General features: G+C 72.9%; 25 protein-coding genes. 15 read left to right on the top strand and 10 right to left on the bottom strand.

Going from position 1 to position 26180, the window contains the following annotated elements; translation table 11 throughout:
* Nucleotides 1-31: 31 nt before the first annotated feature.
* From ACZ7G1_RS26090 to ACZ7G1_RS26055, 8 genes are all read left to right on the top strand, one after another.
* Nucleotides 32-1516 carry an MFS transporter gene (locus tag ACZ7G1_RS26090; RefSeq protein ID WP_470876249.1) on the top strand — a complete coding sequence of 495 codons (1485 nt, stop codon included), beginning with the start codon at nucleotides 32-34 and terminating at the stop codon, nucleotides 1514-1516.
* 58 nt (nucleotides 1517-1574) lie between these two features.
* Nucleotides 1575-1988, top strand: a complete 414-nt coding sequence (locus ACZ7G1_RS26085) for a DUF3151 domain-containing protein (RefSeq protein ID WP_470876247.1) — start codon at nucleotides 1575-1577, stop codon at nucleotides 1986-1988.
* A gap of 205 nt (nucleotides 1989-2193) precedes the next feature.
* The gene (locus tag ACZ7G1_RS26080) at nucleotides 2194-3045 is read left to right on the top strand and encodes a tryptophan 2,3-dioxygenase family protein (RefSeq protein ID WP_470876245.1); all 852 of its coding nucleotides are present in this window, start codon (nucleotides 2194-2196) and stop codon (nucleotides 3043-3045) included.
* Nucleotides 3038-4267 (top strand): kynureninase, encoded by a 1230-nt coding sequence (gene kynU, locus ACZ7G1_RS26075; RefSeq protein WP_470876243.1) that lies wholly within the window; start codon nucleotides 3038-3040, stop codon nucleotides 4265-4267. The genes ACZ7G1_RS26080 and kynU overlap by 8 nt, the downstream gene beginning before the upstream one ends.
* A gap of 94 nt (nucleotides 4268-4361) precedes the next feature.
* Complete coding sequence (locus ACZ7G1_RS26070) at nucleotides 4362-5231, top strand: alpha/beta hydrolase family protein (RefSeq protein WP_470876241.1); 870 nt, start codon at nucleotides 4362-4364, stop codon at nucleotides 5229-5231.
* A 77-nt stretch (nucleotides 5232-5308) separates the two neighbouring features.
* Entirely contained in the window at nucleotides 5309-6631 is a 1323-nt protein-coding gene (locus tag ACZ7G1_RS26065; protein WP_470876239.1) for a sensor histidine kinase, read from the top strand.
* A complete protein-coding gene (locus ACZ7G1_RS26060; protein WP_470876237.1) occupies nucleotides 6628-7290 on the top strand; it encodes a response regulator in 663 nt (220 codons plus the stop codon). Before ACZ7G1_RS26065 ends, ACZ7G1_RS26060 begins: the two co-directional genes overlap by 4 nt.
* A 41-nt stretch (nucleotides 7291-7331) precedes the next feature.
* Nucleotides 7332-8528 carry a cytochrome P450 gene (locus ACZ7G1_RS26055; RefSeq protein ID WP_470876235.1) on the top strand — a complete coding sequence of 399 codons (1197 nt, stop codon included), beginning with the start codon at nucleotides 7332-7334 and terminating at the stop codon, nucleotides 8526-8528.
* An 11-nt stretch (nucleotides 8529-8539) separates the two neighbouring features.
* Here the strand turns inward: ACZ7G1_RS26055 and ACZ7G1_RS26050 are convergent, their stop codons facing one another.
* Nucleotides 8540-10099 carry an ABC transporter permease gene (locus ACZ7G1_RS26050; RefSeq protein ID WP_470876233.1) on the bottom strand — a complete coding sequence of 520 codons (1560 nt, stop codon included), beginning with the start codon at nucleotides 10097-10099 and terminating at the stop codon, nucleotides 8540-8542.
* On the bottom strand, nucleotides 10096-10992 hold the full coding sequence (locus ACZ7G1_RS26045) for an ABC transporter ATP-binding protein (protein WP_470876231.1): 897 nt from the start codon (nucleotides 10990-10992) through the stop codon (nucleotides 10096-10098). Before ACZ7G1_RS26045 ends, ACZ7G1_RS26050 begins: the two co-directional genes overlap by 4 nt.
* 62 nt (nucleotides 10993-11054) lie before the next feature.
* Here ACZ7G1_RS26045 and ACZ7G1_RS26040 point away from each other — a divergent pair, with 62 nt between their 5' ends.
* The gene (locus ACZ7G1_RS26040) at nucleotides 11055-11594 is read left to right on the top strand and encodes a GbsR/MarR family transcriptional regulator (protein ID WP_470876229.1); all 540 of its coding nucleotides are present in this window, start codon (nucleotides 11055-11057) and stop codon (nucleotides 11592-11594) included.
* On the opposite strand, the gene ACZ7G1_RS26035 is transcribed toward ACZ7G1_RS26040, so the two are convergent.
* Nucleotides 11582-13102, bottom strand: coding sequence for a hypothetical protein (locus ACZ7G1_RS26035; RefSeq protein ID WP_470876227.1), 1521 nt, complete (start codon nucleotides 13100-13102; stop codon nucleotides 11582-11584). The two genes, ACZ7G1_RS26040 and ACZ7G1_RS26035, sit on opposite strands and share 13 nt — an antisense overlap.
* 100 nt (nucleotides 13103-13202) lie before the next feature.
* Nucleotides 13203-14027 carry a diacylglycerol kinase family protein gene (locus tag ACZ7G1_RS26030; protein ID WP_470876225.1) on the bottom strand — a complete coding sequence of 275 codons (825 nt, stop codon included), beginning with the start codon at nucleotides 14025-14027 and terminating at the stop codon, nucleotides 13203-13205.
* Nucleotides 14028-14170: 143 nt separating this feature from the next.
* Between ACZ7G1_RS26030 and ACZ7G1_RS26025 the strand changes: the two genes are divergently transcribed.
* Nucleotides 14171-15454, top strand: coding sequence for an adenylosuccinate synthase (locus ACZ7G1_RS26025; RefSeq protein ID WP_317875160.1), 1284 nt, complete (start codon nucleotides 14171-14173; stop codon nucleotides 15452-15454).
* Between the two features lie 69 nt (nucleotides 15455-15523).
* Here ACZ7G1_RS26025 and ACZ7G1_RS26020 read toward each other — a convergent pair whose 3' ends face one another.
* Nucleotides 15524-16354: an oxidoreductase gene (locus tag ACZ7G1_RS26020; protein WP_470876222.1), complete on the bottom strand. Its 831-nt coding sequence runs from the start codon at nucleotides 16352-16354 to the stop codon at nucleotides 15524-15526.
* Nucleotides 16355-16557: 203 nt separating this feature from the next.
* Here ACZ7G1_RS26020 and ACZ7G1_RS26015 point away from each other — a divergent pair, with 203 nt between their 5' ends.
* On the top strand, nucleotides 16558-17190 hold the full coding sequence (locus tag ACZ7G1_RS26015) for a DUF6232 family protein (RefSeq protein ID WP_470876220.1): 633 nt from the start codon (nucleotides 16558-16560) through the stop codon (nucleotides 17188-17190).
* Nucleotides 17187-17534, top strand: a complete 348-nt coding sequence (locus tag ACZ7G1_RS26010; protein ID WP_470876218.1) for a hypothetical protein — start codon at nucleotides 17187-17189, stop codon at nucleotides 17532-17534. Before ACZ7G1_RS26015 ends, ACZ7G1_RS26010 begins: the two co-directional genes overlap by 4 nt.
* Before the next feature lie 39 nt (nucleotides 17535-17573).
* On the opposite strand, the gene ACZ7G1_RS26005 is transcribed toward ACZ7G1_RS26010, so the two are convergent.
* The gene (locus ACZ7G1_RS26005) at nucleotides 17574-19547 is read right to left on the bottom strand and encodes a serine/threonine-protein kinase (RefSeq protein ID WP_470876216.1); all 1974 of its coding nucleotides are present in this window, start codon (nucleotides 19545-19547) and stop codon (nucleotides 17574-17576) included.
* Nucleotides 19548-19605: 58 nt separating this feature from the next.
* Nucleotides 19606-21144, bottom strand: coding sequence for a substrate-binding domain-containing protein (locus ACZ7G1_RS26000; protein WP_470876214.1), 1539 nt, complete (start codon nucleotides 21142-21144; stop codon nucleotides 19606-19608).
* Between the two features lie 157 nt (nucleotides 21145-21301).
* On the opposite strand from ACZ7G1_RS26000, the gene ACZ7G1_RS25995 reads away from it, so the two are divergent.
* Nucleotides 21302-22243 (top strand): NADP-dependent oxidoreductase, encoded by a 942-nt coding sequence (locus tag ACZ7G1_RS25995; RefSeq protein WP_470876212.1) that lies wholly within the window; start codon nucleotides 21302-21304, stop codon nucleotides 22241-22243.
* A 158-nt stretch (nucleotides 22244-22401) separates the two neighbouring features.
* Here ACZ7G1_RS25995 and ACZ7G1_RS25990 read toward each other — a convergent pair whose 3' ends face one another.
* Nucleotides 22402-23340: a haloalkane dehalogenase gene (locus tag ACZ7G1_RS25990; RefSeq protein WP_470876210.1), complete on the bottom strand. Its 939-nt coding sequence runs from the start codon at nucleotides 23338-23340 to the stop codon at nucleotides 22402-22404.
* Nucleotides 23341-23436: 96 nt separating this feature from the next.
* Here ACZ7G1_RS25990 and ACZ7G1_RS25985 point away from each other — a divergent pair, with 96 nt between their 5' ends.
* Both ACZ7G1_RS25985 and ACZ7G1_RS25980 read left to right on the top strand, forming a co-directional pair.
* The gene (locus ACZ7G1_RS25985; protein ID WP_470876208.1) at nucleotides 23437-23913 is read left to right on the top strand and encodes a MarR family winged helix-turn-helix transcriptional regulator; all 477 of its coding nucleotides are present in this window, start codon (nucleotides 23437-23439) and stop codon (nucleotides 23911-23913) included.
* A gap of 167 nt (nucleotides 23914-24080) precedes the next feature.
* Complete coding sequence (locus ACZ7G1_RS25980) at nucleotides 24081-25004, top strand: glycoside hydrolase family 19 protein (protein WP_470876206.1); 924 nt, start codon at nucleotides 24081-24083, stop codon at nucleotides 25002-25004.
* Between the two features lie 68 nt (nucleotides 25005-25072).
* Here ACZ7G1_RS25980 and ACZ7G1_RS25975 read toward each other — a convergent pair whose 3' ends face one another.
* Together ACZ7G1_RS25975 and ACZ7G1_RS25970 are read right to left on the bottom strand one after the other, a co-directional pair.
* Nucleotides 25073-25309, bottom strand: coding sequence for a DUF397 domain-containing protein (locus ACZ7G1_RS25975; protein ID WP_470876204.1), 237 nt, complete (start codon nucleotides 25307-25309; stop codon nucleotides 25073-25075).
* Nucleotides 25306-26145: a helix-turn-helix domain-containing protein gene (locus ACZ7G1_RS25970; protein WP_470876202.1), complete on the bottom strand. Its 840-nt coding sequence runs from the start codon at nucleotides 26143-26145 to the stop codon at nucleotides 25306-25308. The genes ACZ7G1_RS25975 and ACZ7G1_RS25970 overlap by 4 nt, the downstream gene beginning before the upstream one ends.
* Between the last annotated feature and the right edge of the window lie 35 nt (nucleotides 26146-26180).

Here is a 26180-nt window from a genome sequence, read left to right as displayed (position 1 = left end):
GGGGCCCTCGCGTTCGCGGGATCATGCAGGCATGGACATCCGGATGAGCTCCGGGACGGGCCGCTGGATCGTGTTCACGACCGTGCTCGGGTCCGGAATGGCGCTGCTCGACTCCACCGTCGTCAACGTCGCGCTGCCGCACATCGGCGAGGACCTGGACGCCGACCTCGGCGCGCTCCAGTGGACCGTGAACGCCTACATGCTCACCCTGGCCGGTCTCATCCTGCTCGGCGGGGCGCTCGGCGACCGCTACGGCCGCCGCCGGGTCTTCGTGATCGGCGTGGTGTGGTTCGCGCTCGCCTCGCTGCTGTGCGGGCTCGCCCCGAACGCCGGGGTGCTCATCGCGGCCCGCGCCTTCCAGGGCGTCGGCGGGGCGCTGCTCACGCCGGGGTCGCTCGCCCTGATCCAGGCGAGCTTCCACGAGGACGACCGGGCCAGGGCGGTCGGCCTGTGGTCCGGCTTCGGCGGCGTGGGCGCGGCGATCGGGCCGTTCGTCGGCGGCTGGCTGGTGGACGGCCCCGGCTGGCGCTGGGTGTTCCTGCTGAACGTGCCGCTCGCGGCCGTCTGCGTGCCGGTCGCCCTGCGGCACGTGCCGGAATCGCAGGACGAGGCCGCGCACGGCCGGTTCGACGTGCTCGGCGCGGTCCTCGGCGCGGCGGCGCTCGCCCTCGTCACGTACGCGCTGATCGGCGCGGCCTGGTGGGCCGGGGCGGCCGGGGCCGTGGTCGGGGCGGTGTTCGTGTGGGTGGAGCGGCGGCGCGGCGAGTCCGCGATGGCCCCGCCGTCGATCTTCCGCTCGCGTCTCTTCACCGCCGTCAACCTGGTCACCCTGTGCGTGTACGCGGCCTTCGGCGGGTTCTTCTTCCTGGCCGCGCTCCAGCTCCAGGTGGTCTCCGGCTATTCGGCGCTCGCCGCCGGTACGGCGCTGCTGCCCACGACCGTCCTGATGCTGCTGCTCTCGGCGAAGTCCGGCGAGCTGGGCGAGCGGATCGGCCCCCGCATCCCGCTCACCGTGGGCCCGCTGCTGTGCGCCGCCGGCATGCTGCTGATGCTGCGGGTCGGGGCGGACGCCTCGTACGTGCGGGACGTGCTGCCGGCCCTCCTCGTCCTGGGGCTCGGCATGACGGCCCTGGTCGCCCCGCTCACCGCGACCGTCCTCGCCTCGGTGGACGTGGCGAGGGCGGGCCTGGCCAGCGGCATCAACAACGCGGCGGCCCGCGCGGCCGGGCTCCTCGCGGTGGCCGCGCTGCCGCTGCTCGCCGGCATGGGCCCGGAGGCGTACCGCTCGGCGTCGGAGTTCGGCGAGACCTTCCGGCGCGCCATGCCCATGTGCGCCGGTCTCCTGGTCGCCGGCGCTCTCATCGCCTGGACCACCCTGCGCACCCCGGCGCCTGTCGCCGCCTGCCACCCGGAGTGCAAGGTCCACTGCGGGGTGACGTCACCGCCGCTGAACCCGGGGGAGCGGGGGAAGCCGGCGGACCGGGGGAGGCCTGAGGGCCCCGGGCGGCAGCCCTGAGGGCCCGGGGCGGCAGCCCTGAGGGTCCGGGGCGGCAGCCCTGAGGCAGACTGGGCGCATGGCCATCCACGAGAACCTGCTGGGGGGACCGGCCCCCACCCACCTGCCCGACGACCCGGGTCCGCGAGAGCTGCTCGCGAACGGTACGGCGCCGGCGGACGTCGCCGCGAAGTACCCGACCTCCTCGCTCGCCTGGGCCCAGCTCGCCGACGACGCCTACGAGCGCGGCGCGGTCGTCGAGTCGTACGCCTACGCCCGTACCGGCTACCACCGCGGTCTCGACGCGCTGCGCCGCAACGGCTGGAAGGGCCACGGCCCGGTGCCGTGGGAGCACGAGCCGAACCGCGGCTTCCTGCGCGCCCTGCACGCCCTGGCCCGCGCGGCCGGCGAGATCGGCGAGAAGGACGAGTACGAGCGCTGCACGACGTTCCTGCGGGATTCCTCGGAGACGGCCGCCGAGACCCTCGGCTGACGTCCGCCGGCCCCGCTCAGGTGCGCCCTCTCCTCCCGTGCGGGGGGAGAGGGCGCACCTGTTGATCGAACTCCGATTCGTGTCATGATGCGGTTGGGACGCGCGCGAAGAAGCACGCCTCCCGAGGGGACCGGAGCTCCCGTGGCGCACGCACGCACACGGTGGAGCGGACCGCTACCCGGTAGCACGTATCGAGGAGACAGAAATGTCCACCTTCCCCGATGCCTCCGGAGCCGGATCGGTCGTCGACGCACCGAACCTCGACTTCGCGGGCACCACGCCGTACGAGGACTACGTCCAGGCGGACGTCCTCACCCACCTCCAGCACCTCCGCTCGGACGACCCCGGCGAGATGGTCTTCCTGGTCACCACCCAGGTCATGGAGCTGTGGTTCACGGTGATCGTCCACGAGTGGGAGACCGCGAGCCGCGCCCTGCGCGAGGACCGCGTCCCCGTCGCGATGGACGCCCTCAAGCGGTCCGTCCGCGAGCTGGAGGCGCTCAACCACTCCTGGCGCCCGCTCGCGCAGCTCACTCCCGGCCAGTTCAACGCCTACCGCGCGGCGCTCGGCGAGGGCTCCGGCTTCCAGTCGGCGATGTACCGCCGGATGGAGTTCCTCCTCGGCGACAAGGCCGCCTCCATGCTGGTCCCGCACCGGGGCGCGCCCCGCGTCCACGCCGAACTGGAGAAGGCGCTCCAGGAACCCAGCCTGTACGACGAGGTCCTCGCGTTCCTGTCCCGGCGCGGCCTGCCGATACCGGCCTCGGTGCTCTCCCGCGACCTCTCCCAGCGGTACGAGCCGTCCCCCGAGGTCGAGGCCGTCTGGGCCGGGATCTACGCCGACCCCGACCAGAACACCGAGCTCGTCCGCCTCGGCGAGGCCCTCAGCGATGTCGCCGAGCTCGTCTGGCGCTGGCGCAACGACCACCTCGTCGCCACCCGGCGCGCGATGGGCGCCAAGACCGGCACCGGCGGCTCCGCCGGCGTGGCCTGGCTGGAGAAGCGCGCCCAGAAGAACGTCTTCCCCGAGCTCTGGACGGCCCGCAGCCATGTCTGACGACCTCCTGAACCGGGCCGGCGAGCCCGAGGCGGCCGAGGGCCTCCGCAAGCGGGCCCTCGACCTGGACGCCGGCGACCCGCTCGCCGCGCACCGCGAGAAGTTCGCGCTCGACGCCGACACCGTCTACCTCGACGGCAACTCGCTCGGCGCGCTGCCCGCGCACGTCCCGGCGCGGATGGCCGACGTCCTCACCCGCGAGTGGGGCGAGCTGCGCATCCGGTCCTGGGACGAGTCCGGCTGGTGGACCGCGCCCGAGCGGATCGGCGACCGGATCGCCCCCATCGTCGGCGCGGCCCCCGGGCAGATCGTCGTCGGCGACTCGACGAGCGTGAACGTCTTCAAGGCCGTCGTCGCCGCCGCGCGGATCAACGGCGCCGACCGGCCGGAGATCCTCGTCGACGCGACGACCTTTCCCACGGACGGGTACATCGCGAGCTCCGCGGCGCGCATGACGGGTCACGAGATCGTGGCATGCGACCCGGCCGGCATGGCGGACGCCGTCAGCGACCGCACCGCCCTCGCGCTCGTCAACCACGTCGACTACCGCACCGGCCGGCTCCAGGACCTGCCCGGCCTCACCGCCGCGCTCCACGAGGCGGGCGCGCTCGCCGTCTGGGACCTGTGCCACAGCGCCGGCGCGCTGCCCGTCGGGCTCGACGCGCACGGCGTCGACCTGGCCGTCGGCTGCACCTACAAGTACCTGAACGGCGGCCCCGGTTCGCCCGCGTACCTGTACGTCGCCGAGCGCCACCAGGCCGCCTTCGACTCGCCGCTGCCCGGCTGGAACTCGCACGCGGACCCGTTCGCGATGACCCCCGGGTACGAGGCCGCGGGGGGCGCGCTGAAGGGCCGGGTCGGCACCCCCGACATCCTGTCCATGCTGGCCCTCGAAGCGGCGCTCGACGTCTGGGACGGGGTCGCCGTCGAGGACGTGCGCGCCAAGTCCCTCGCGCTGACGGACTTCTTCCTGGAGTGCGTCGCCGCGTACGTGCCCGAGGGCCGGGTCGTCCCCGTCACCCCGGGCCCGGCCGCAGAGCGCGGCAGCCAGGTGGCGCTGAGCTGCGCGGACGCGCCCGCCGTGATGGCCGAGCTCATCCGGCGCGGGGTCGTCGGCGACCTGCGCCGCCCGGACGTGCTGCGGTTCGGTTTCACCCCGCTGTACGTCGGCTTCGCGGACGCGGAGCGGGCCGCGCGGACCCTCGCGGACGTTCTTCGGTAGGTCGGATCGTCGCCTGATCTGCGCGGGCTCCGGGGCTGGTACCGTCCCCGCAGGTCAGGCCGATTCGGCCGCGTATCCGAGAGGTTGGAACAGCATGCCGGACCCCGCCGCGCGCGATGCCGCCGAAGAGGCGTCGGCCTTCTCGCACCCGGCCGTCCCCCCGGACGCCTCCGCCGCGTACGGCGAACACCCGGACCAGGTCGTCGACTTCTACGCCCCGCGCGACGGGCGCACCCGGGCCCCGCTGGTCATCGCCCTGCACGGCGGCGCCTGGCGCGCCCCGTACGACCGGCAGCACCTCACGCCCTTCGTGGACTTCCTGGCCCGCCGGGGCTTCGCGGTGGCCAACGTCGAGTACCGGCGCGGCAGCGACATCCCCCGCCAGGGCGGTTCCGCCCCGGTGGCCGGCCGCTGGCCGGAGACCTTCGACGACGTCGCCGCCGCCCTCGACGCGCTGCCCGGCCTCGCCGCCGAGCACCTCCCGCAGGCCGACACCGGCCGCATCGTCCTCACCGGGCACTCCGCCGGCGGCCACCTCGCCCTCTGGGCCGCTGCCCGCCACGTCCTCCCCGCCGGCTCCGCCTGGCGTCTCCCCGCCCCGCCCGCCCTCCGCGGCGTCGTCGCCCTCGCCCCCATCGCCCACTTCGCCCGCGCCGTCGAACTCTCCGTCTGCGGCGGTGCCGTCACCGAACTCCTCGGCGACCCCGCCGCCTACGCCGAGCGCGCCGCCCACGCCGACCCCGCCGCCCTCCTCCCCACCGGCATCGCCACCACCCTCGTCCACGGCCGCGCCGACCTCGTCGTCCCCCACACCGTCGCCGAGTCCTACGCCGAGGCCGCCGCCAAGTCCGGCGAACAGATCGGCCTCACCTCCCTCGAAGACGTCGGCCACTTCCCCCTCATCGACCCCGCCGCCGACGCCTGCGCGGTCGTCGCCGAGGAAATCGCCCAGCTGGCCTTCTAGTACGTCGGCTAGTCCTCAAGGGGGACCCGGAAGGATCCGCATCGAGCCGGACGACCGGGTCCCGGGACGCCCGTACCGTGGTTCGCGTGACTCAGACAGAGACCTCCGAATCGAGCCGCAGCCCCGAGTTCCGCCTGGTGCAGGCGGCGCTCGGGGGGCTGCGGCAGGAACTGTTCGACGACGCGTTCGCGTATCGGCCGATGAGGCGGATGGACGTGGAGAGCGGGCCGACGCGCTTTTTGCCGGGACGGATACGGGTGTACGCGGGGCTGCTTCCGCACGCGTTCGTGGCGTTCTGCGCGGTGGTCGTGTTCGCGCTGGGGTATGAGCGGATCTACTACGTCTTCGGTGTCACGGCGTTCGTGACGACCTGCCTGCCGGCGGCGATCGTGCTGCTCACGCTGGTCCGGCCGGTGCTGGCCTTCTGGGCCTCGCTGGCCTCGGCGCCGTTCATCGGGTACGCGACCGGGTTCAACGGCGGGTGGCCGTGGACGGCGGCCTGCTTCGCCACGCACGTGATCGTGCTGGCCGTGGTCGCGGCGCGGACCCGGCCTCGTACCGCGGCGTGGATGTGGGTGGTGACGGCCGGGTACTCGCTGTTCCTTGAGGTGTCGCTGGGCGTCGGGCGGTCATCCGACGCGTTCCCGATGGCCTTCGTGTCGGCGATGGCCCTGCTGGCCGTGACCGTGGTGCAGGTCCGCCGGCAGGCCGACCGCGAGGTGACCGCGCAGCAGACGGTCACGGCGCAGGAGATCTCGAAGCGGACGGTCCTGGAGGAGCGGACGACGATCGCCCGCGAGCTGCACGATGTGGTGGCGCACCACATGTCGGTGGTGGCCATCCAGGCGGAGGCGGCGCCGTACCGGGTGGAGAATCCGCCGCCGGAGCTGGAGCAGGCGTTCCTGACGATCCGGGAGAACGCGGTGGCCGCGCTGACCGAGCTGCGCCGCATCCTCGGGGTCGTACGGGCCGAGGACTACGAGGCGCCGGACGCGCCGCAGCCGACGCTCGGGGATCTGGACGTGCTGATCCGGAACGTCGGGGAGGCGGGTCTCCAGGTGGAGAAGACGGTGACGGGGGCGGTGCGGGAGCTGCCGCAGGGCGTGGAGCTCTCGGCGTACCGGATCGTGCAGGAGGCGCTGTCGAACGTGCTGCGGCACGCGCCGGGCGCGGTGGCGAAGGTCGAGGTGAGCTATGTGCTCGGCGGTCTGGGGCTGCGGATCGCCAACGGGCCGGCGAGGGGGCTCGTGAAGCCCTCTCCGGGCGCGGGGCACGGCATCACCGGCATGCGGGAGCGTGTGACGATGCTCGGCGGGGAGATGACGGCCGAGGCGACCGGGGACGGTGGCTACGAGGTGACGGCCTTCGTTCCCGTGAGCCGCGAGGAGGCCCCGCAGTGATCCGCGTACTGATCGTCGACGACCAGATGATGGTCCGGGAGGGCTTCTCGGTGCTGCTCGGCGCGATGCCGGACATCGAGGTCGTCGGCGAGGCCGTCAACGGACGGGAGGCGATCGCCCAGGTCGCCGCCCTGCGTCCGGACGTGGTGCTGATGGACATCCGGATGCCGGAGCTCAACGGCATCGACGCGACCCGGGAGATCGTCGCCGCCGACCAGGACGCGAAGGTGCTGGTCCTGACGACCTTCGACCTGGACGAGTACGTGTACCAGGCGCTGCGCGCCGGCGCCTCCGGCTTCCTCCTCAAGGACGCCTCGGCCCGGCAGCTCGCGGAGGGGGTGCGGGTGGTCGCGGCGGGCGAGGCGCTGCTGGCGCCGACCGTGACGAAGCGGCTGATCACCGAGTTCGCGAAGGCGCCGGGCACGTCCCCGAGGCCGCCCGCGATGGCGCAGATCGGCGAGCTGACCGAGCGGGAGACGGAGGTCCTCGTCCTCATCGCCCAGGGCCTGTCGAACGCCGAGATCGCCGAGCACCTGGTCGTCGCCGAGTCCACCATCAAGACCCACGTCAGCCGCATCCTGGTGAAGCTGGGCCTGCGCGACCGCACCCAGGCGGCGGTCTTCGCGTACGAGGCGGGGCTGGTGCGCGTCGGCGGCTGAGGTACCTCCCCGGGGCGCGGGCGCGGCGGTAGCGTCCGGTCATGGACGCTGTTGACGCTGGATACGACCCGTGGTCGCCGGAGTTCGTCGCCGACCCGTACCCCGCCTACGCGCGGCTGCGTGCCGCTGGGCGTGCCCATTGGCACGGCCCGACGCGCCAGTGGCTGATCCCGCACCACGAGGACGTGTCGGCGCTGCTCCGCGACCGGCGTCTCGGGCGGACGTACACGCACCGGTTCACCCACGAGGAGTTCGGGCGGGAGGCGCCGGACGCGGCGTACGAGCCGTTCCACACGCTCAACGACCACGGGCTGCTCGATCTGGAGGCGGGCGATCACACCCGGATCAGGCGTCTGGTGTCGAAGGCGTTCACGCCGAGGACGGTGGAGAACCTGGCGCCGACGGTACGGAGGCTGGCCGCCGGGCTCGTGTCGGAGCTGGTGGCGGCGGGCGGCGGGGACCTGCAGGGGGCCGTCGCGGAGCCGCTGCCGGTGGCGGTGATCGCCGAGATGCTGGGGGTGCCGGAGTCGGACGAGGAGCGGGGGCGGCTGCGGCTCTGGTCGGCGGCGATCTGCGGGATGTTCGAGCTGAACCCTTCGGAGGAGACGGCCCGGCGGGCGGTGCGGGCCTCGATCGAGTTCTCGGACTATCTGCGGGAGCTGATCGCGCGGCGGCGGAAGGAGCCGGGGGAGGACCTGATCTCCTCGCTGATCGCGGTGGAGGAGCTGACGGAGCAGGAGATGATCTCCACCTGCGTCCTGCTCCTGAACGCGGGTCACGAGGCGACGGTGAACACCACGGTCAACGGCTGGTGGACGCTTCTTCGCGAGGGCGTGCGTCCGGATCCCGAAAAGTTGTCCACAGCTGTGGAAGAAATTCTGCGGTACGACACCCCGCTCCAGATGTTCGAGCGCTGGGTTCTCGACGACATCGAGCTCGGCGGCCAGGTCATCCCGCGCGGTTCCGAGGTCGCCCTGCTCTTCGGCTCCGCCAACCGCGACCCGGCCCGCTTCGGCCCGACCGCCGACGTCCTCGACCTCACCCGCGCCGACAACCCCCACATCACCTTCGGCGCCGGCATCCACTACTGCCTGGGCGCCCCGCTCGCCCGCCTCGAACTCACCGCCGTCTTCGACGAGTTGCTGAGGCAGGCGCCGGGACTCCGGCTCGTCGCCGAGCCGGTACGGAAACCGGGGTACGTCATCCGCGGCGTGGAGGCCCTGCTCGTGGAGGTGTGAGACTCCGGTTCTCAGCCCGTCACGTCCCGCCTCCGCAGCCCCGCGAGTCCCGCCGCGACCAGGGCCGCCGCCAGGGCGGTCAGGGTCAGGACCGGGGTCCAGGTCATGTCCGGGCCCGGGAGCTTGGGCAGATGGCCGAAGGGGGAGAGGTCGAGGGCGGCCTGGGGCAGGCCGAGGGCCGGGCCGACCCAGCCGAGGGCGAGGCAGAGCCCGGCGGCGCCCCAGGCGGCGGTCGCGGCCCTGGGGACGGCGCCCCAGAGGAGGACCGCGAGACCGGCGAGGGTCCAGACGGCGGGCAGCTGGGCGAGCGAGGCCCCGAGGAGCGGGCCGGCGTCGTGCCCGTACGAGAGGGCGAGGCCGAGCCCGCTGAGCGCGAGGACCAGGGCGGAGCCGCCGAACGCGACGGTCAGGTGGCCGGCGGCCCAGCGGAGGCGGCCGAGGCTGGAGGCGAGCAGGGGTTCGGCGCGGCCGGAGGTCTCCTCGCCGTGCGCGCGCAGCACCGAGCCGACGGCGAACAGCGCGGCGACCATCCCGAAGAGGGAGACCATGGTGGCGAGGAAGGCGTCCGTGAGGGCGCTCTGCCCGCCCATCCGCTCGAAGATCTCCCGGGCCCGCTCGTTGTCGCCGACGATGTCGGCCGCGCCCTCGACCATCCCGCCGAAGACGAGCCCGCCGAGCAGGAAGCCGAGCGACCAGCCGAGCAGCGAGCCGCGCTGGAGCCGCCACGCGAGCGCGCCCGCCGACGCGAGCCGCCCCTCGGCCGGGCCGGGACGGGTGGCGAAGAAGCTCCCGCCGACGTCACGGCGGCCGGCGAGGGCGTACGCCGCCGCCGTCTGCGCCAGGACGGCCCCGGCGAACAGGAGCAGCACCCACCAGCGCTCGCCGGCGAAGGCGCGGACGTTCTCGGCCCAGCCGACGGGCGAGAGCCAGGTGAGGACCGAACTCCCGTCGGCGTCACCGGCGTCGCCGGCCGCCCGCAGGACGAACGCGAGGCCGAGCGCCGCCGCCGTGAGGCCCTTGGCGAGGCGGGCGCTCTCGGTCAGCTGGGCGGCGAGCGCGGCCGTGGTCGCGAAGACCATGCCGGTGCCGCCGATCGCCAGGCCGAGGGCGAGCGCGCCCGCCGCGCCCTGTGCGGCGAGGCCGGCGGTGACGAGCAGGGTGACGGCCGCGTTGACGGTCAGGGCGGCGAGGAGGGCGGCGGTGAGCGGGGCCCGGCGGCCGACGGCTCCGGCGGAGAGAATCTCCTGACGGCCCGTCTCCTCCTCCTCGCGGGTGTGCCGGACGACCACGATCAGGCTCGCGACGGCGGCGAGCACGGCGGCGAAGGTGCCGAACCGCCAGGCCACGAGGGAGCCGAGGGAATCGCCGAAGACCGGTCCGTACAGCGAGCGCATCGAGCTGTTGGCGGTCATGGACGCGGCCAGCCCGGCCCGTTCGGCCGGCGTTCCGTACAGCCCTTCGAGGGAACCGGTCCCGCTCGCCACCATGCCGCCGGTGACCAGCGCCCAGACCGGGATCATCACCCGGTCGCGGCGCAGCGCGAGCCGGGTGAGGGCCGTGGTGCCGGTCATCGGGACCCCTCGGTGGCGTAGTGGCGGAGGAAGAGCTCCTCCAGGGTGGGCGGGGTGCTGGTGAGGCTCCGCACGCCCGAGGCGGTCAGCGAGCGCAGGACGGCGTCGAGCTTGTCGGTGTCGACCTGGAGCCGGACCCGCAGGCCGGTGACGGCGAGGTCGTGGACGCCGGGGAGGTGGGCGAGGCCGTTCGGCGGGGCGGCGAGTTCGGCGGTGACGCTGGTACGGGTCAGGTGCCGCAGCTCCGTGAGGGAACCGGACTCCACGGTCCGGCCCTTGCGGACGATGCTGACCCGGTCGCAGAGCGTCTCGACCTCGCTGAGGATGTGGCTCGACAGCAGGACCGTACGGCCCCGGTCGCGGGCCTCCCGGACGCAGTCGCGGAAGACCTCCTCCATCAGCGGGTCGAGGCCGCTGGTCGGTTCGTCGAGGACCAGCAGGTCGACCTCGGCGGCGAACGCGGCGACGAGGGCGACCTTCTGCCGGTTGCCCTTGGAGTAGGTGCGGCCCTTCTTGGTGGGGTCGAGCTCGAAGCGCTCGATCAGCTCCGCGCGCCGCGCCGGGTCGAGGGCCGCGCCCCGCAGCCTGGCGTACAGGTCGATGACCTCGCCGCCGGAGAGGTTGCGCCAGAGGGTCACGTCGCCGGGGACGTAAGCGATCCGCCGGTGGAGCTCGACGGCGTCCTCCCAGGGGTCCCTGCCGAGCACCCGGACGCCGCCGGAGCCCGCCCGCAGCAGTCCGAGGAGGACCCGGATGGTGGTGGACTTCCCGGCGCCGTTGGGGCCGAGGAAACCGTGGACCTCGCCGGACTCGACGGTGAGGTCGAGGCCGTCGAGCGCCTGGGTGCGCCCGAAGGACTTGTGCAGTCCGAGGACGCTGATTGCCTTCGTCATGATTCTGAACGTACGGTAGTTTCACAAAATTGTGAAGTTAAGGAACCGTATAAAGTCGGAGGATGGGTGAGAGCGACATGACGACGACCGGCGCGACCGGCGCGACCGACGGGGGCGGCGAGGACGAAGCGGTCTCCCGCTTCGTGGAGCGCTTCGCCGCCGAGATGACCGCCGCCGGCATGCAGCGCATGGCCAGCCGCGTCTTCGCGGCCCTCCTCGCCTCCGAGACGGCCTCCCTGACCTCGGCCGAACTCGCCGAACGGCTCCGGATCAGCCCGGCCGCCGTCTCCGGCGCGATCGGCTACCTCACCCAGGTCGGCATGGTCAGCCGCGAGCGCGACCCCGGCACCCGACGGGACCGCTACGTCCTCCACAACGAGCTCTGGTACGAGACCTTCACCCGCCGCGACCAGGTCCTCGTCCGCTGGGAGAAGGTCCTCAAGGAGGGCGCCGAGACCCTCGGGCCCGACACCGCCGCCGGCCGCCGCACCGCCGAGACCGGCGAGTTCTTCGCGTTCCTCCACGGCGAGATGGCAGGCATCACGGACCGCTGGCGCGCCCACAAGCGGGCGAAGGCGGCCGCGGAGGGTCAGAGCGACTGAACCCGCCGCTCCTCGGTGCTCCGCACCGGGGGTGCGAGGCGGTCGAGGAGCGCCAGGGCCTCCTTGGTGTCCGCCTTCTCGTACGGCCCCGCCGGCCAGTGCGGGCGCCCCTCGATCCACGGCACGAAGAAGTGCCGGTCGCCCCAGGACAGCTCCCGGCGGCCGCGGAGCTGGACGTACCCGGCCGGCCGGGCCGGAAGCCCGCGCCGCGGGTCCTTGGGCGGACCCGGCGGCACCAGCGGGAGGATCCCGACGGGACGGGCCTCCTCACCGCCGTGCGCCCGGAAGACCACCAGGACCGGGTCGCCGCCGTGCGGGTCGTACAGCAGCACGTACCGGAGCAGCAGGGGCGGGAAGCCGGTCGCGGCCCAGGCCATCGCCCGCGCCGCGCGGCGGCCGACGGTGAGCGTCCGGTAGCCGGAGTACAGCAGGGCGGCCACCGGCAGCGCCCCCGCCAGCCACAGCTTCGGCAGGTCCTCCTCGGGCGGCCCGGTCAGCGCGACCGCCCCCACGGCCAGACAGAACCCCAGCGCCACCGTCACCCGCCCCATCCCCGCCACCCGCCGCAGACTCCGCACCCGCCACCACGGCACCTCCCGCACGTCCGCCTCAGGCCGCGGCGCCTTTCCCCGTCCCTTGCCCTTGCCCCTGTCCTTGCCCTGCGGCGCGGCCTGTCGCCCGGCATGAGCGGCGAGCACGGCGTACGCGGGCCCGGCCTCGGTCCCGAGGGCCGGAACCGGGGCCGGGGCGGTGGCCGGGCCCTCCTCGGACCCCGTGCCCTGCCCGAACCCGGACCCGGACCCGGCCTCCGGGCCCTCGTCGTCCCCCAGCCCCCGCACCACGTACCAGCGCTCCTCGGGCTCGGCCGACTCCGACCGCTCCGACCGCTCCGACGGCTCCGACCTCTCCGGCTGCTCCGGCTGGTCCGGCCAGGTCACCGGGGCCTGCGGCTGAAGCGGGGCGGGCCGGCGCAGCAGGCCGTCCGCTTCGGCGGCGGCCACGATGCGGCGGCGGACCGGGCCGCCGCGGAGGGGCTTGGCCCAGATGAGGGGCGCGCCGCCGGGCGGGGCGAGGACGCCGCCCTTGCGCGGGTCGCCGCACCACCAGAGGACGGTGTCGGGGCCGGGCCGGATCGTCTCGTACCGGGACCGGGTGGCCATGACGGCCAGGGGCCACGCCTCGGTGCCGTCCTGAGCGCCGAGGACGAGGCTGGTCGCGTGGCCGGCGCGGGCGACCGCGAGGGCGGGGTGGGCGGTCCAGACGGCCGAGCCGAGGGCACGGCGCATACGCCGGGCGAGGAACAGCGACCCGGCGCCCGCCCCGAGGCAGAGAACGCCCGCCACGGTGAGCAGCATGGTGACGTCTTCCCGCCACGCCCCGTCGAGCAGCACCGAGGCCACGGCGGCCACCGCGAGCGTCACCGCGCCCGTCACGACCAGCCGGACCGCCTTGCTCCGGTACGCCCCCAGCGCCCTCGCCGTCGTCTCCACGTCCAGCGCACACGTCATCGCACGTCCCCCACCCCGGTCGATCCCCCGCCTCGTCGATCTTCGCCGACGCTAGGCCCTCCCGGGGGGTTACGTCATCCAGGAACCACACCGCCGGCGGTCAGGCCCCCCGGTGGGGTCCGGGGGCAGGGTCCCTGGGCAGGGTGAGGGACCAGGCGGCCGGGTGGAGGGTCCAGGTGCGGCGGCGGACCGGGCCGGTGAGGCGGCCGTCGGCGCGGTAGCGGAAGTCGGGGCCGGAGACGGTGAGGGTGCGGGCGGTGGCGCGGCGGGGAGGGGCGGCCGACGGGTGGACGGTCACCTGGACCGTACCGGCGGCGGAGCGGACCCTGAGGCACTCGACGGGGTCGTCGACGTCGGCGAGGAGGACGCCGTCCGCCTCGACGCGCAGCCGGTGGGTGCGGACCGCGAGCGCCGTGGGCGCCGGGCGGACCAGCGTACGGACGAGGGAGCGGCAGGTGCCCCAGACCGAGGGGGCGGCCGCGGCGAGGACGGGGGCGGCCGGGACGACGAGGTCGCCGAGGACGACGCCGTCGCTGTCGTCGACCAGCAGGTCGAGACGGCGGGCCGTCCCGTCGAGGACCGCGCGGGCCGCCGCCGGGGTGGCGTGCGGCACGCCGAGCGCGTGGGTGACTTCCCGGGCGTCCGGCGGGCCGATCGGGACGACGGACAGGGCCGCCCCGGCGAGCTCCCGTTCCCGGTGCAGCAGCGTCACCGCGCGCAGCAGCGCACGGTCGTCGCCGAGCACCACGGGCCGCCGGGAGCCGCGCCTCGCCAGGGCCCGGGAGAATTCCTCCGGGCCGTCCGGCAGGCAGATCTTCGCCTCCGCGCCCGCGCACAGGACATCCTTCGCGATCCGCACGGACTCGCCGTCACATCGGCGGGCGACCGGGTCGACGATGACCAGCAGCTGGTCGTGATCCGACACCTCGGTCCTTCCTCGGGTAGCATCTTTGTGCAAGAGCCCCTTGCGCTATTGCGCCAGGGGCTTCGTCTATTCCGGGGCACACCGGTGAGGCGGCGTACGCCCCCTGACCTTGGACATGCCCCACCCGGAAGGGGTGTACGCCTGTGCCCGCACTTGTGCTGCTCGGTGCTCAGTGGGGTGACGAGGGCAAGGGAAAGGCCACCGACCTCCTCGGTGGTTCCGTTGACTATGTAGTGCGTTACCAGGGCGGCAACAACGCCGGCCACACCGTCGTCGTCGGCGACCAGAAGTACGCGCTGCATCTTCTCCCTTCCGGAATCCTCTCGCCGGGGTGTACCCCGGTGATCGGAAACGGTGTCGTCGTCGACCCGGCGGTCCTGCTCTCCGAGCTGAGCGGACTGAACGAGCGCGGCGTCGACACGTCGAAGCTCCTGATCAGCGGTAACGCCCACCTGATCACCCCGTACAACGTCACCCTCGACAAGGTGACGGAACGGTTCCTCGGCAAGCGCAAGATCGGCACCACGGGCCGGGGCATCGGCCCCACCTACGCCGACAAGATCAACCGCGTCGGCATCCGGGTCCAGGACCTGTACGACGAGTCGATCCTCACCCAGAAGGTCGAGGCGGCGCTGGAGGGCAAGAACCAGCTCCTCGCCAAGCTGTACAACCGGCGCGCGATCCAGGCCGACCAGATCGTCGAGGAGATGCTCCAGTACGCGGAGCAGATCAAGCCCTTCGTCGCCGACACGACGCTGATCCTCAACAAGGCGCTCGACGACGACAAGGTCGTGCTCTTCGAGGGCGGCCAGGGCACCCTGCTCGACGTCGACCACGGCACGTACCCCTTCGTCACCTCCTCGAACCCGACCGCGGGCGGCGCCTGCACCGGCGCCGGCGTGGGCCCGACGAAGATCAGCCGTGTCATCGGCATCCTCAAGGCCTACACGACCCGTGTCGGCGCCGGCCCGTTCCCGACGGAGCTCTTCGACGCGGACGGCGAGGCGCTGCGCCGCATCGGTGGCGAGCGCGGTGTCACCACCGGCCGTGACCGCCGCTGCGGCTGGTTCGACGCGGTCATCGCCCGTTACGCCACCCGCGTCAACGGTCTGACCGACTTCTTCCTCACCAAGCTCGACGTCCTCACCGGCTGGGAGCAGATCCCGGTCTGCGTCGCGTACGAGATCGACGGCAAGCGCGTCGAGGAGCTGCCCTACTCGCAGACCGACTTCCACCACGCGAAGCCGATCTACGAAATGCTCCCCGGCTGGTCCGAGGACATCACCAAGGCCAAGACCTTCGCCGACCTGCCGAAGAACGCGCAGGCCTACGTGAAGGCGCTTGAGGAGATGTCCGGCGCCCCGATCTCCGCGATCGGTGTCGGCCCCGGCCGCACCGAGACCATCGAGATCAACTCCTTCCTCTAGGAGTTCCGCAGGAGCCCCGCAGGAGCCCCGCAGGACCCCTGCCGTTTCGGCGGCAGGGGTCCTGTTTTCTCATGCGTCGAGCTTGGTGTCCCGGCCGACCTTGTCCCAGGTCATGAGGTCGGCGCGGACCTGGTCGAGGTGGGTGTGGATGGCGTCGATGGCGTCGTCGCCGAGGGCCAGGCGGAGGGGGGTCTCGTCGGCGTCCAGGGCCGTGAGGACGGCCGCCGCCGCCTTCGCGGGGTCGCCGGCCTGGCCGCCGTCGCCGCCCTCCACGAAGGCGCGCGTGACGCCGACGCTGTCGGCGTAGTCGGCGATGGTGTCCGTGCTGAGGCTGCCGTTGCCGAAGAGGGACGTGCGGAAGGCGCCGGGCTCGACGACGAGGACCTTGATGCCGAGCGGGCCGACCTCGGCGGCGAGCGCCTCCGACAAGCCTTCCAGGGCGAACTTGGTGGCGCTGTAGGCGCCGAAGCCGGCCATGGACATCTGGCCGCCGACGCTGCTGAGCTGCACGATCGCGCCGGAGCGGCGGGCGCGCATGTGGGGCAGGACGGCGCGGGTGAGGGCGGCCGGGCCGAAGACGTGGACGTCGAAGAGGGAGCGGAGCTCGGCGTCGCCGGTCTCCTCGACCGAACCGACGTGGGTGCGGCCCGCGTTGTTGACGAGCACGTCGATCCGTCCGTGGCGTTCGACGGCGTGGGCGACGACCCGGTCGACGGCCGCCGTGTCGGTCACGTCGAGGGCGACCGCGTCCACCTGGCCGGGGTGCGCGGCGACCAGTCCGTCGAGGGTCTCGGTGCGGCGGGCGGCGGCGACCACGACGTCGCCGGCCGCGACGGCGGCCTCGGTGAAGGCGCGTCCGAAGCCGCTGTTGGCGCCGGTGATCAACCAGACCTTGCTCATGTTCCCGTTCCCCTTCGCGGTGCTTCCCGATGTTTCCTGCTGCCTCTTGCCGTCCCTTGCCGTCCCTCGCGCTCTCGAACCGGCTTGGGACGTAAGGGCGTTGCTCGTCAAAGATACGGCGACAGGCTTGAACTCGCCTTGTGGGGCGGGTGGTTCGGCTGCGTAATGAGGGGCAGCCGTAGCGATCCACCTCGGGGGGATGCATGGAGACGAACGGAACGCCGCCGCCGGAGCCCACGCGACCGCCCAGGCCCGCGCACGCGCCGCCGCCGGTGGCCCCGCCGCCCCGGCACGGCCTGGTGATCAGCAAGCGGCTGCTGTGGGTGAACGGGGGCGCGTACCCGCTGGAGAACATCGTGCGCGTCCACACCTTCGTGCTCCGGCCCCGCCGGGGGGAGGCCTTCCTCCGCTTCCTGAAGCGGGGCGGGTTCACGCTCGCCCTGTTCCTGGTCTTCCTGTACGTCGAGGACTCGACGTCGAGTTCCTGGGACTCGTACGGATCGAGCGGCGGCGACGGGGAGGGCTTCATCGCGTTCGTCCTGTTCCTCCTCGCGGTGCTGATGATCTACTTCATCGGCGACATGTGCTCGGTGGTCTTCGCCGCCAACCACGACGTCCTCGCCGTCGAGACGAACGGGCGGTCCACCGCCCTGGTGACCGGCAAGCGCGCCTACCTGGAGAGCCTGGTCCGCTCGATCGCCGAGGCGATCGACAAGCCGGACGCCGAGTTCCAGGCGGCCGTGGGGACGCTCTCGATCACCAACTACGGCAACTACTTCTTCGGCGACGCCGTGAACATGTACGGCGGCACCGGCAACACGGGGGTGGCGAAGTGACCTCGGGTGACCACTACTACGGCGACGTGGTGCGGATGGAGAACACCACGCACAGCGTCGGCATCGACAAGCGGACCGTCGTGGCGGGCGGGGCGGCCGCCGCCCCCGAACTGGAGCGGGCCGTGGCGGAGCTGCTGCCGCTGCTCCAGGAGCTGCGCGGGCGGCTGCAGCCCCTCGCGGCCAGGACCGTGGAGGCCGCGGAGGCGGAGATCGGCGGCTCCGCCGACCCGGAGGCGCGGCGGACGGCACTGGAGCGGGTCGGCGGGATCCTGGAGTCCGTGGGGACGGTCGGCGCGCCCGCGCTGGCCCTCGTCCACCAGATCCTGGGGCTGCTCGGCGGCTGAGGGCTGAGGGCTGAGGGCTGAGGGCTCAGGGCTGAGGGCTCAGGGGTTGCGGTAGTACTCGTTCGGCTCGCCGTCGAGCATCGGGTAGGCGAGGAGCCGGTCCTTGCCCTTGAACGTGTCGACGACCAGGAAGCGGGACAGGCCCTCCTGGCACTCGCGGTCCCAGGCGGTCGTGTCGCGCTGGCTGGGGCCGAGGACCAGCATGGTGCCGGCGCCGGCGAGGAGCGCGGTGGTGCCGCAGGACCAGTCCTCGTCGGTGGTCACGCCGTCGATCGTGCGCGGGTAGCCGTCGATGACGGTGACGACGGGGGCGCCGACCGGGCCCTGGGTGATCGTGACCTCCGAGGTGTGCCGTTCGTCCTCCTTGCCGTACACCTCGGGCGCGGGGATGCGCGACCAGTGGCCGAGGAAGCGGGCGGGCACGACCGCCGGGCCGCTGGGGGCCTTGCGGAAGGTGGCCTTCGCGGTGCCCGAGCTCCACTCCAGGACCTCGGGGGAGCGCAGGGTGAGGGTCTGGTGGGCGGCGGGCGTGCAGCGGGAGGCGGGGACGCTGGTGGTCACGTCGGACTCGCCGTAGACGACCTTGTCCTCGTCGGCCGAGACGAGCCGCGAGCGGCCCATGCACAGCCGGTTCTCGGTGACCTGGACGTAGACCGCGCTCTTCGAGCCCGCCGCGCCCTGGGCGATCTCGATCCGCGCGGTCTCCTTGGGGAACTCCGGCGACCCCTGGAGCACGCCCTCCCAGGCGCCGACGAAGCCCGCCGGGACGATCCCCGCCGGCCGGGCCGAGACGTCGCCCGTCTCACCGGCCGGCCGGTTCTTCTGGGCGTCCTTCCCGGTGTTCGGGTCGGGCCAGAAGCGGTACGCGGCACCCGCCCCGGCCGCCACCACGAGCGCCGTGATCCCGGCGACCAGCGCGGTGCGCCTGCGGCGGCGGGCGGGCGTCTGAGGGGCCGTGGAGGCGGTGGAGGGGTTGGCGGCGGGCCTCATGGCGGCGGGGCCGGTGGACGGCAGGGGCGTGGGCGGGGTCGGGTCGCCGGCGGGGAGGGCGGGCCCGCCGGTGGCGGTGCTCGGGCCGGGGCCCGTGCCGGTGCCGGTTCCCGGGGCCGGGCTCGCGAAGGCCGCCTCGGCTTCGAGGAGCCGGGCCGCGTGGCGGCCGATGGGGGCGAGGACGTCGGCCGGCAGCCAGGGATCGGCGACGGGGACGGTCTCGGCGATCTCGGCGGCGGTGGGGCGGGCCGCCGGGTCCTTGGCGAGGCAGGCCTTGATCAGGCCGGTCAGCTCGGGTGCCACGCCGGTCAGGTCGGGTTCGTCGTGGGCGATGCGGAACATGGTGGCGTGCACGCCGCTGTCGGCCGTCCCGAACGGCGCCCGGCCGGTCGCCGCGTAGACGAGGACCGAGCCGAGGCAGAAGACGTCCGATGCCGGGGTGAGGCGGTCGCCCCGCACCTGCTCGGGGGACATGAAGCCGGGCGAGCCGACGACCGCGCCGGTGCTGGTCAGGCCGCCGCCGTCGGCGACCGTGTCGACCGCGCGGGCGATGCCGAAGTCGATGACCTGCGGCCCGTCGACCGTCAGCAGCACGTTGGACGGCTTGAGGTCGCGGTGGACGAGCCCGGCGGCGTGGATGTGGACCAGGGCGCGGGCCAGACCCGAGGCCATCGACCGCACGGTCGTGGCCGGCAGCGGCCCGAACTCGTCGCCCACCACCGTCCGCAGCGACGGCCCCGGCACGTACCCGATGGCCACCCACGGCGACTCGGCGGCGGTGTCCGAGCCGAGCACCGGAGCCGTGCCCGCCCCGCCGACCCGCTCCAGGGCGGCGACCTCGCGGGCGAAGCGGCGCCGGAACTCGTCCTGGGCGGCGAGCTGCGCGTGCACCACCTTCACCGCGACCGTCCGCCCCCCGGCCGAACGCGCCAGGAACACCCGGCCCATGCCCCCGACCCCGAGGCGGCCGATCAGTCGGAACGGGCCGATCTCGACCGGGTCTTCCGCGTTCAAAGGCTCCACGTCGGAAGAGCATGCCAGACAGCGCGTCAGCAGTCCCGTGAAGATCCGGCGACGGCCGTCAGCCCTCTCCGCAGACCCGCAGCCCCTTCGGGGTGGCGCAGGGGAGGTGGCCGTGGGTGAGGATGACGTCCTGGCCGCTGCCCCGGCTCAGATAGGTCAGGAAGCTGGAGGTCAGGGAGTCGGCCGGCGGCCGGCCCCAGGTGTAGGCGTACTCGATCTCCCGGTACGGGTACCCCGACGTCCCGATCTCGTCGACGACCGGCCGCAGCCCGTCGATGGCCACCTTGTGGACGCCCTTCCGGCCGTCGCCGGCGCGGAGTTCGGCGTAGCCGATGGCGCCGGGGAGCTTGGCCACGGCGGACAGCACCTGCGCGGTGGAGTCGAGTTCACAGCGGATCACCTTCGCCTCGGGGTCGTCGCGGGTCACACAGTCCTGGGAGGAGTTCGCCGGCTCGTTGCGGTTCAGGACCCGGCGCTGGAACACCTGCCGGGTACCGGAGTTGGCGTCCCTGCTGACCAGCAGCACCGGCCGGTCGAGTCCGGGGACGAGCTGGTTCCAGTTGGTGATGTCGCCCCGGTAGAGCGCCCGGATCTGCTCCTGGCCGAGGTCCTCGACGGGTATCCCGTCGTTCAGGACGAGGGTGAAGAGGGAGACCGCCACCATGGACTCCCGCAGCTCCGGATAGCCGCCCGGCTTGCGCCCGTCCGACAGGGCGACGACGGCCGGCGAACCCTTCGCCTGCTTCGCCCCGGCCTCCGCCAGCTCCCGTATCCCGGCGGTCGAACCGTGCACGTCCACGTGGACCGTCGAGCCCTCGCAGTCCCGCTCGTACTTCTCCGCGACCTCCCGGACGGCCGGCGCGAACGCCGTCGAGCCGGTGACCGTCAGGGTGCCCCGCGCGCAGCCCACCGGCGGCGGGGTCTGCTCGCGGACGATGATCGCGGCGAGGGCGATCACACAGGCGGTGAGCACGATCGTGACCGTCCGTGCCGTCGGGCTGAACCTGGCCGCCTTCTCGTCGGGCGTGGTGCTCCTGTTGCGCCGGATCGCGCCCCCGTGGAGGCTCCCGTCGACCTTGACGTCCCGGTCCGCCACCCCGCCGGACAGCTGGACGAGCAGCTTGAAGTACTGCCCCCGCTCCAGCGCCACCTTGGGGACGAGGACGGCGCTGCCGCTGCGCCCCAGCTTCGGCGAGCGCTCCAGGTCGTCCCGCACGGACACCCAGCCGGCCGGGACGGTGGCGACGACTCCCTGTACCGTCCGGTCGCCGAAGGTGATCCTCAGCCCGTGGGGCTCGGCGGAGGCGCCGTAGTCGTCGGAGCTGATGTCGAGCTCCCGGTCGTTCTCGATGCGGAGCAGGACGAGCGTCGACCCGTTCGCGGGCGGCGCCATCCCCACCACCTCGCCCTCCCGGACCGTCATGACCTCCCTGTCCTGGTTCTCCTCCCGGTGGAGCGGGGTGTTGAGCTGGACGCGGTAGCCCAGCCGCTTGCGCTGGGGCGAGAACCGGTCGAGCCAGACGACGCCGACCGAGACCAGCACACCGAGGAGCGCCGTCCCCAGGGCGATGACGTTCTCTGCGGTTATCCACTCCATGGCCGGGACGGTACGCACGCCTGTGCGAAGGCGAGGTCGGTGTAGCGGGCGGACACATGGACTTCTCCATTCGTTCAGGTGGACGGACAGAGGTTGCCGGGGGTCGGGAGCGTGGGTGTAATGGCCACGAGGGGGCCTTCCGTCTGAGGAGTACCCCATGCGTGTCGTCGAAGTGACCGCCTACGGCGGACCCGAGGTCCTCAGAATGGCCCGCCGCCCCGAACCCGAGGCCGGGGAGGTCCCGGGCCGCGTCCGGGTCCGCCTCAAGGCGGCCGGAGTCAACCAGGCCGACCTGCGCATCCGCGCCGGCCGCTACGCCGACGCCGTCGGCGCGCTCACACCCCCCTTCGTCCTCGGTACCGACTTCGCGGGCAAACTGCTCGACCCCGCCCCCGGCATGCCCGCCGGGACCCGCGTCGCCGGTTACGTCCCCTGGTACTCCGAGCAGACCGGCGAAGGCACGTACGCCGAGGTCATCTGGGTCGACCCCGAGTGGATCGCCCCCGTCCCCGACGACGTCGAGTTCACCGTCGCCGCCTCCCTTCCGCTCGCCTCGGCCACCGCCCAGCAGGGCCTCGACCGCCTCGCCCTCCCGGCCGGTGCCACCCTCCTCGTCACCGGCGCCAGCGCCGTCGTCGGCCGGCTCGCCGTCCAGTACGCCTCCGCCGCCGGGCTCCGCGTCGTCGCCGTCGCCCACGAGGGCGACGAGAGCGAACTCCGCGTCCTCGGCGCCGACCACGTCGTCACCCGCGGCGCCCCCGAGGACGTCGTCGCCCAGGTGCTCGCCTCCGACCCCGACCGCGTCGACGCCGTCTTCGACGGCGCGCTCGTCGGCGACGCGCTCCTCCCCGTCCTCAAGGACGACGGCGTCTTCCTCGCCCTCGCCCCCGACCGCGTCCCCACCCCCGAACGCTCCGTCCGCGTCGAAACGATCCGCGCCGTCCCGGACGCCTCCCGCCTCACGGCCAGCCTCCAGCAGGTCGCCGACCGCGCCCTCATCACCCGCGTGGCCGACGTCCTCCCCCTTGAGGAAGTAGCCGAAGCCCACCGCCGAGCCGAAGCCGGCCACCGCCCCGGCCGCATCATCCTGATGATCTGACCCGATGCTCACCCCGTCGGCGCCGATGCTCACCCAGTCGGTCCCGATGCTCACCCGGTCGGTCCCGATGCTCACCCGGTCGGCGCCGATGCTCACCCCGTCGGTGCCGATGCTCACCCCGTCGGTCCCGATGCTCACCCCGTCGGCGCCGGGCAGGCTCAGGCGCGCCCGCCCAGGGCCTCGCTGTCCGCCCACTTCGTGAGCGCGGCGGCTATCGCCTGGGGCTGGTCCTCCAGGGCCTGGTGGCCGGCCGGGCCGCAGGAGGCCGTGGTGAGGGCGGCTATGTGCTCGGTGCACCAGGCGGCCATGGAGGGGTTGACGATCAGGCTCGGGGAGCCGGTGAAGGTGAGGAGGAGCTTGGGGACGTCGGAGGAGGCGGCCAGCCATGAGCCGTATGCCTCGATGCGAGCGATGACGTCCGCCGGTTCGCCGCCGAGGGGCATGGAGCGGGCCCATTGGAGGAGGGGCCGGCGGGAGGCGGGGGTGGGGTAGGGGGCGCGGTAGACGGCGTGGTCGGCCGGGGGGAGGCCGCTGAGCACCGTGTTGTGGAACGAGTCCTCGATGAAGACGTTCTCTTCGAGGACCAGGCGCTCGCCGACCCCGGGCGTGCGGATGGCCTCCCACCGCCCGCGCGCCTTCTCCGGGAACTCCTCCCAGCTCATCGGGCGGAGGATCGTCTCCATGAAGGCCACGCCTCGCACCCGGCCGGGGTGACGGGCGGCCCAGTCGAAGGCGAGCGAGCCGCCCCAGTCGATGCCGACGAGCACGACCTCGTCGAGTTCCATCGCGTCCATCCAGGCGTCCAGGTAGCGCGCCTGGTCCGCGTAGTCGTAGGTGATGTCCGGCTTGCCCGAGCGCCCCATGCCGATCAGGTCGGGCGCGAGCAGCCGGCGTCCGCCGCCGACGGCGGGCAGGACGTGGCGCCAGATGTGGGAGGAGGTCGGGTTGCCGTGGAGGAAGACGAAGGGGATGTCGGTCGTGCCCGCCCCGGCACCGGAGAGCCCGGAGGGCTCGTGGGACTCACGGGACTCATGGGACTCATGGGACTCGTAACTCTCGTAGTACATCGTCGAGTCGAGGACGTCGATCACGGGCATGGCGGGTCACTCCTTCAACGTTCGCGGCACTAACGTTCGTGGCACTAATGAAGTTATATCGTTCGGGCCACTAACGCAACGGGTAATCTGCGCGACATGACCGACCACTCCCCGGAGAACCCCGAGATCCCCGAGATCCCCGAGACCCTGGAGGCCCCGGAGCGCCTGCGCGCCCTCCCCAGCCGCCTCCTCGCCCTGACCGCCGCGCAGGCGGACCGCCTCGTCAGTGCGGGCCTCGCCTCCGAGGACGCCCGCAAGTGGCATTACGCGGCGCTCGTCTCGCTCGACGAGTACGGGCCCGCCAGCCAGGCCGACCTCAGTCGCCGTACCGGCATCTACCGCAGCGACCTGGTCTCGGTCATCAACGAGCTCGTCGACCAGGGCCACGTCGAGCGCACCCCGGACCCCGCCGACCGCCGACGGAACGTCATCACCCTCACCGCGCGCGGCCGACAGCACCTCGCCCGCCTCGACAAGGTCCTCTCCGACGCCCAGGACGAGCTGATGGGGCCGCTCACCGTCGCCGAACGAGCACTCCTTTCCAGCCTGTTGGAGCGCCTCCTGGACCGCTGAGGCGGGCGGAGGCCCGGCGGGTCGAGACGCGGACCGCAACCGGAACCTCAACTGTCACAACTTCTGGTCTAGACCTTGACAGGTCCAGACCAATCGCGCTTCGCTGTGCTCCCCCGCCCGGATTCCGCGCGGAATCCGCCCGGCCCCCCACCCGGAAGGAAGCACGCATGCTGCGCAAGTTGGTCACCGTGTTGGCCGCGCTCTGTACGACCGCCGGACTCGCCCTCCTCGTCCTCCCCGCCGCCTCCGCCGGCGCGGCCGCCGCCTGCGCGACCGCGTGGAACTCCGCGAGCGTCTACACCGGCGGCATGACCGCCTCGTACAACGGCCACAACTGGCAGGCCAAGTGGTGGACCCAGAACGAGACCCCCGGCACCACCGGCCAGTGGGGCGTCTGGGCCGACCAGGGCGCCTGCGCCGGCGGCGGCACCACCCCGCCCACGACTCCGCCCACCACCCCGCCGTCGGGCTCCGGATTCGTCGTCTCCGAGGCGCAGTTCAACCAGATGTTCCCGAACCGGAACTCCTTCTACACCTACGCCGGCCTCACCGCGGCCCTCAAGTCCTACCCTGCCTTCGCCAACACCGGCAGCGACACGGTGAAGAAGCAGGAGGCCGCGGCCTTCCTCGCCAACGTCTCCCACGAGACCGGCGGCCTCGTCTACATCGTCGAGCAGAACACCGCCAACTACCCCCACTACTGCGACGCCACCCAGTCCTACGGCTGCCCCGCCGGCCAGGCCGCCTACTACGGCCGCGGCCCCATCCAGCTCTCCTGGAACTTCAACTACAAGGCCGCCGGTGACGCCCTCGGCATCGACCTCCTCAACAACCCCTGGCGCGTCGAGCAGGATCCGGCCGTCGCCATGCAGACCGGCCTCTGGTACTGGAACACCCAGAACGGCCCCGGCACCATGACCCCCCACAACGCCATGGTCAACGGCGCCGGCTTCGGCGAGACCATCCGCTCCATCAACGGCAGCCTCGAATGCAACGGCGGCAACCCCGCCCAGGTCCAGAGCCGCATCACCAAGTACCAGCAGTTCACCCAGATCCTCGGCGTCCCCACGGGCTCGAACCTCTCCTGCTGACGCCCCCACCCCCGCGCACACAGAAGGGGCCGGTCCGCATCCCGCGGACCGGCCCCTTCCCCTCTGTCTCAGCCCTGCCAGGCGACGAACGCCGACCAGGCCCCCGGCTCCACCGCGAACGTCGGCCCCTCCTGCACCTTCGAGTCCCGGAGGTGCACGGCGTGGGCGCAGGCGGCGACCTCTACGCAGTTGCCGCCGCCGTCGTCGCTGTACGAGGACTTGTGCCAGGTGAAGGCGACTTCGACGCAGTCACCGCCGTTGGAGGTGCTGTAGCTCGACTTGAACCAGTGCAGGGTGTCGTTCATCTCGGTGCTCCCGCCAACCGTTCGATGAGGCCCAGCGACTCGCGCGGATCCAGGGCCTGTGCCCGGATCTTCGCATACCGCTGCCGGTGCGTACTGACCTTCGCCCGGTCGGTGATCAACAGGCTCTCCCCCTGGATCTCCAGGTACGTGACGTGGTCATGAGCGGCGGTTTCCACGATGTTCAGATCACCTCGGGCACCCGCGTACTCACCCCCCAGCCCCGCGTTCAGCGGCAGCACCTGAAGGTTCACATTCCTCCTCCGCGCGCACTCCGCCAGGTACGCCAACTGCTCCCGCATGACCTCCTGGTCGCCGATCGCCCGCTTCAGCACCGACTCGTCGAGCACCAGCTCGATCTCGCACACCCGCTTCCGGTCGAACAGCGCCTTCCGTGCCATCCGGGCCACCACCAGCTCCTCGGTCCGCTCCGGCGTCGGCTCCGGATACCCACCCGCGATCAACGCGCGCGCGTAGGCCTCGGTCTGGAACAACCCGTGGACGACATGATTGGCGTACAACCACAGCGCCACCGCCTTCTGCTCGATCGAGGCGTACTCCCGGAACTGCTCCGGCAGCTTCTCCAGCCGCAGCACCTCCTGCATCTCCTCGAAGATTCCCGTCCCGCCGCCGAGCGTGCGTTCGAGGAGGAGGAGCATCTCCTCGCTGATGGGGTGGATGAGGCGTTCCATGGCGCTGATGGCGGCGCCGGAGAAGCCCATCTGGGCGCCGAGCTGTTCCTGTGTCAGTCCCTTCTTCACGCGCATTCGCTTTGCTACGGCCGCGGCCATGCGGGCCGCGGGGCCGATGGTCGTTTCCTTGTTGTCCACTCGCGTCATCGCGTCCCCATTCGGACTCAACCGATCTCAACCGG

This window comes from Streptomyces sp. NPDC037273, assembly GCF_055603625.1.
Note: the sequence above shows the minus strand (reverse complement) of the source record. Positions and strands in the feature narration are given on the sequence as shown.

Bases quoted from the DNA above. Each gene is read 5' to 3' on its own strand.
- ACZ7G1_RS26070 (WP_470876241.1), top strand. From the start codon at position 4,362: ATGCCGGACCCCGCCGCGCGCGATGCCGCCGAAGAGGCGTCGGCCTTC.
- ACZ7G1_RS26050 (WP_470876233.1), bottom strand. From the start codon at position 10,099: ATGACCGGCACCACGGCCCTCACCCGGCTCGCGCTGCGCCGCGACCGG.
- ACZ7G1_RS26035 (WP_470876227.1), bottom strand. From the start codon at position 13,102: ATGACGTGTGCGCTGGACGTGGAGACGACGGCGAGGGCGCTGGGGGCG.
- ACZ7G1_RS25980 (WP_470876206.1), top strand. From the start codon at position 24,081: ATGCTGCGCAAGTTGGTCACCGTGTTGGCCGCGCTCTGTACGACCGCC.
- ACZ7G1_RS26000 (WP_470876214.1), bottom strand. From the start codon at position 21,144: ATGGAGTGGATAACCGCAGAGAACGTCATCGCCCTGGGGACGGCGCTC.
- kynU (WP_470876243.1), top strand. From the start codon at position 3,038: ATGTCTGACGACCTCCTGAACCGGGCCGGCGAGCCCGAGGCGGCCGAG.
- ACZ7G1_RS26090 (WP_470876249.1), top strand. From the start codon at position 32: ATGGACATCCGGATGAGCTCCGGGACGGGCCGCTGGATCGTGTTCACG.
- ACZ7G1_RS26045 (WP_470876231.1), bottom strand. From the start codon at position 10,992: ATGACGAAGGCAATCAGCGTCCTCGGACTGCACAAGTCCTTCGGGCGC.
- ACZ7G1_RS26080 (WP_470876245.1), top strand. From the start codon at position 2,194: ATGTCCACCTTCCCCGATGCCTCCGGAGCCGGATCGGTCGTCGACGCA.
- ACZ7G1_RS26055 (WP_470876235.1), top strand. From the start codon at position 7,332: ATGGACGCTGTTGACGCTGGATACGACCCGTGGTCGCCGGAGTTCGTC.
- ACZ7G1_RS25995 (WP_470876212.1), top strand. From the start codon at position 21,302: ATGCGTGTCGTCGAAGTGACCGCCTACGGCGGACCCGAGGTCCTCAGA.
- ACZ7G1_RS26085 (WP_470876247.1), top strand. From the start codon at position 1,575: ATGGCCATCCACGAGAACCTGCTGGGGGGACCGGCCCCCACCCACCTG.
- ACZ7G1_RS25975 (WP_470876204.1), bottom strand. From the start codon at position 25,309: ATGAACGACACCCTGCACTGGTTCAAGTCGAGCTACAGCACCTCCAAC.
- ACZ7G1_RS26020 (WP_470876222.1), bottom strand. From the start codon at position 16,354: ATGAGCAAGGTCTGGTTGATCACCGGCGCCAACAGCGGCTTCGGACGC.
- ACZ7G1_RS26040 (WP_470876229.1), top strand. From the start codon at position 11,055: ATGGGTGAGAGCGACATGACGACGACCGGCGCGACCGGCGCGACCGAC.
- ACZ7G1_RS26015 (WP_470876220.1), top strand. From the start codon at position 16,558: ATGGAGACGAACGGAACGCCGCCGCCGGAGCCCACGCGACCGCCCAGG.
- ACZ7G1_RS25985 (WP_470876208.1), top strand. From the start codon at position 23,437: ATGACCGACCACTCCCCGGAGAACCCCGAGATCCCCGAGATCCCCGAG.
- ACZ7G1_RS25970 (WP_470876202.1), bottom strand. From the start codon at position 26,145: ATGACGCGAGTGGACAACAAGGAAACGACCATCGGCCCCGCGGCCCGC.
- ACZ7G1_RS25990 (WP_470876210.1), bottom strand. From the start codon at position 23,340: ATGCCCGTGATCGACGTCCTCGACTCGACGATGTACTACGAGAGTTAC.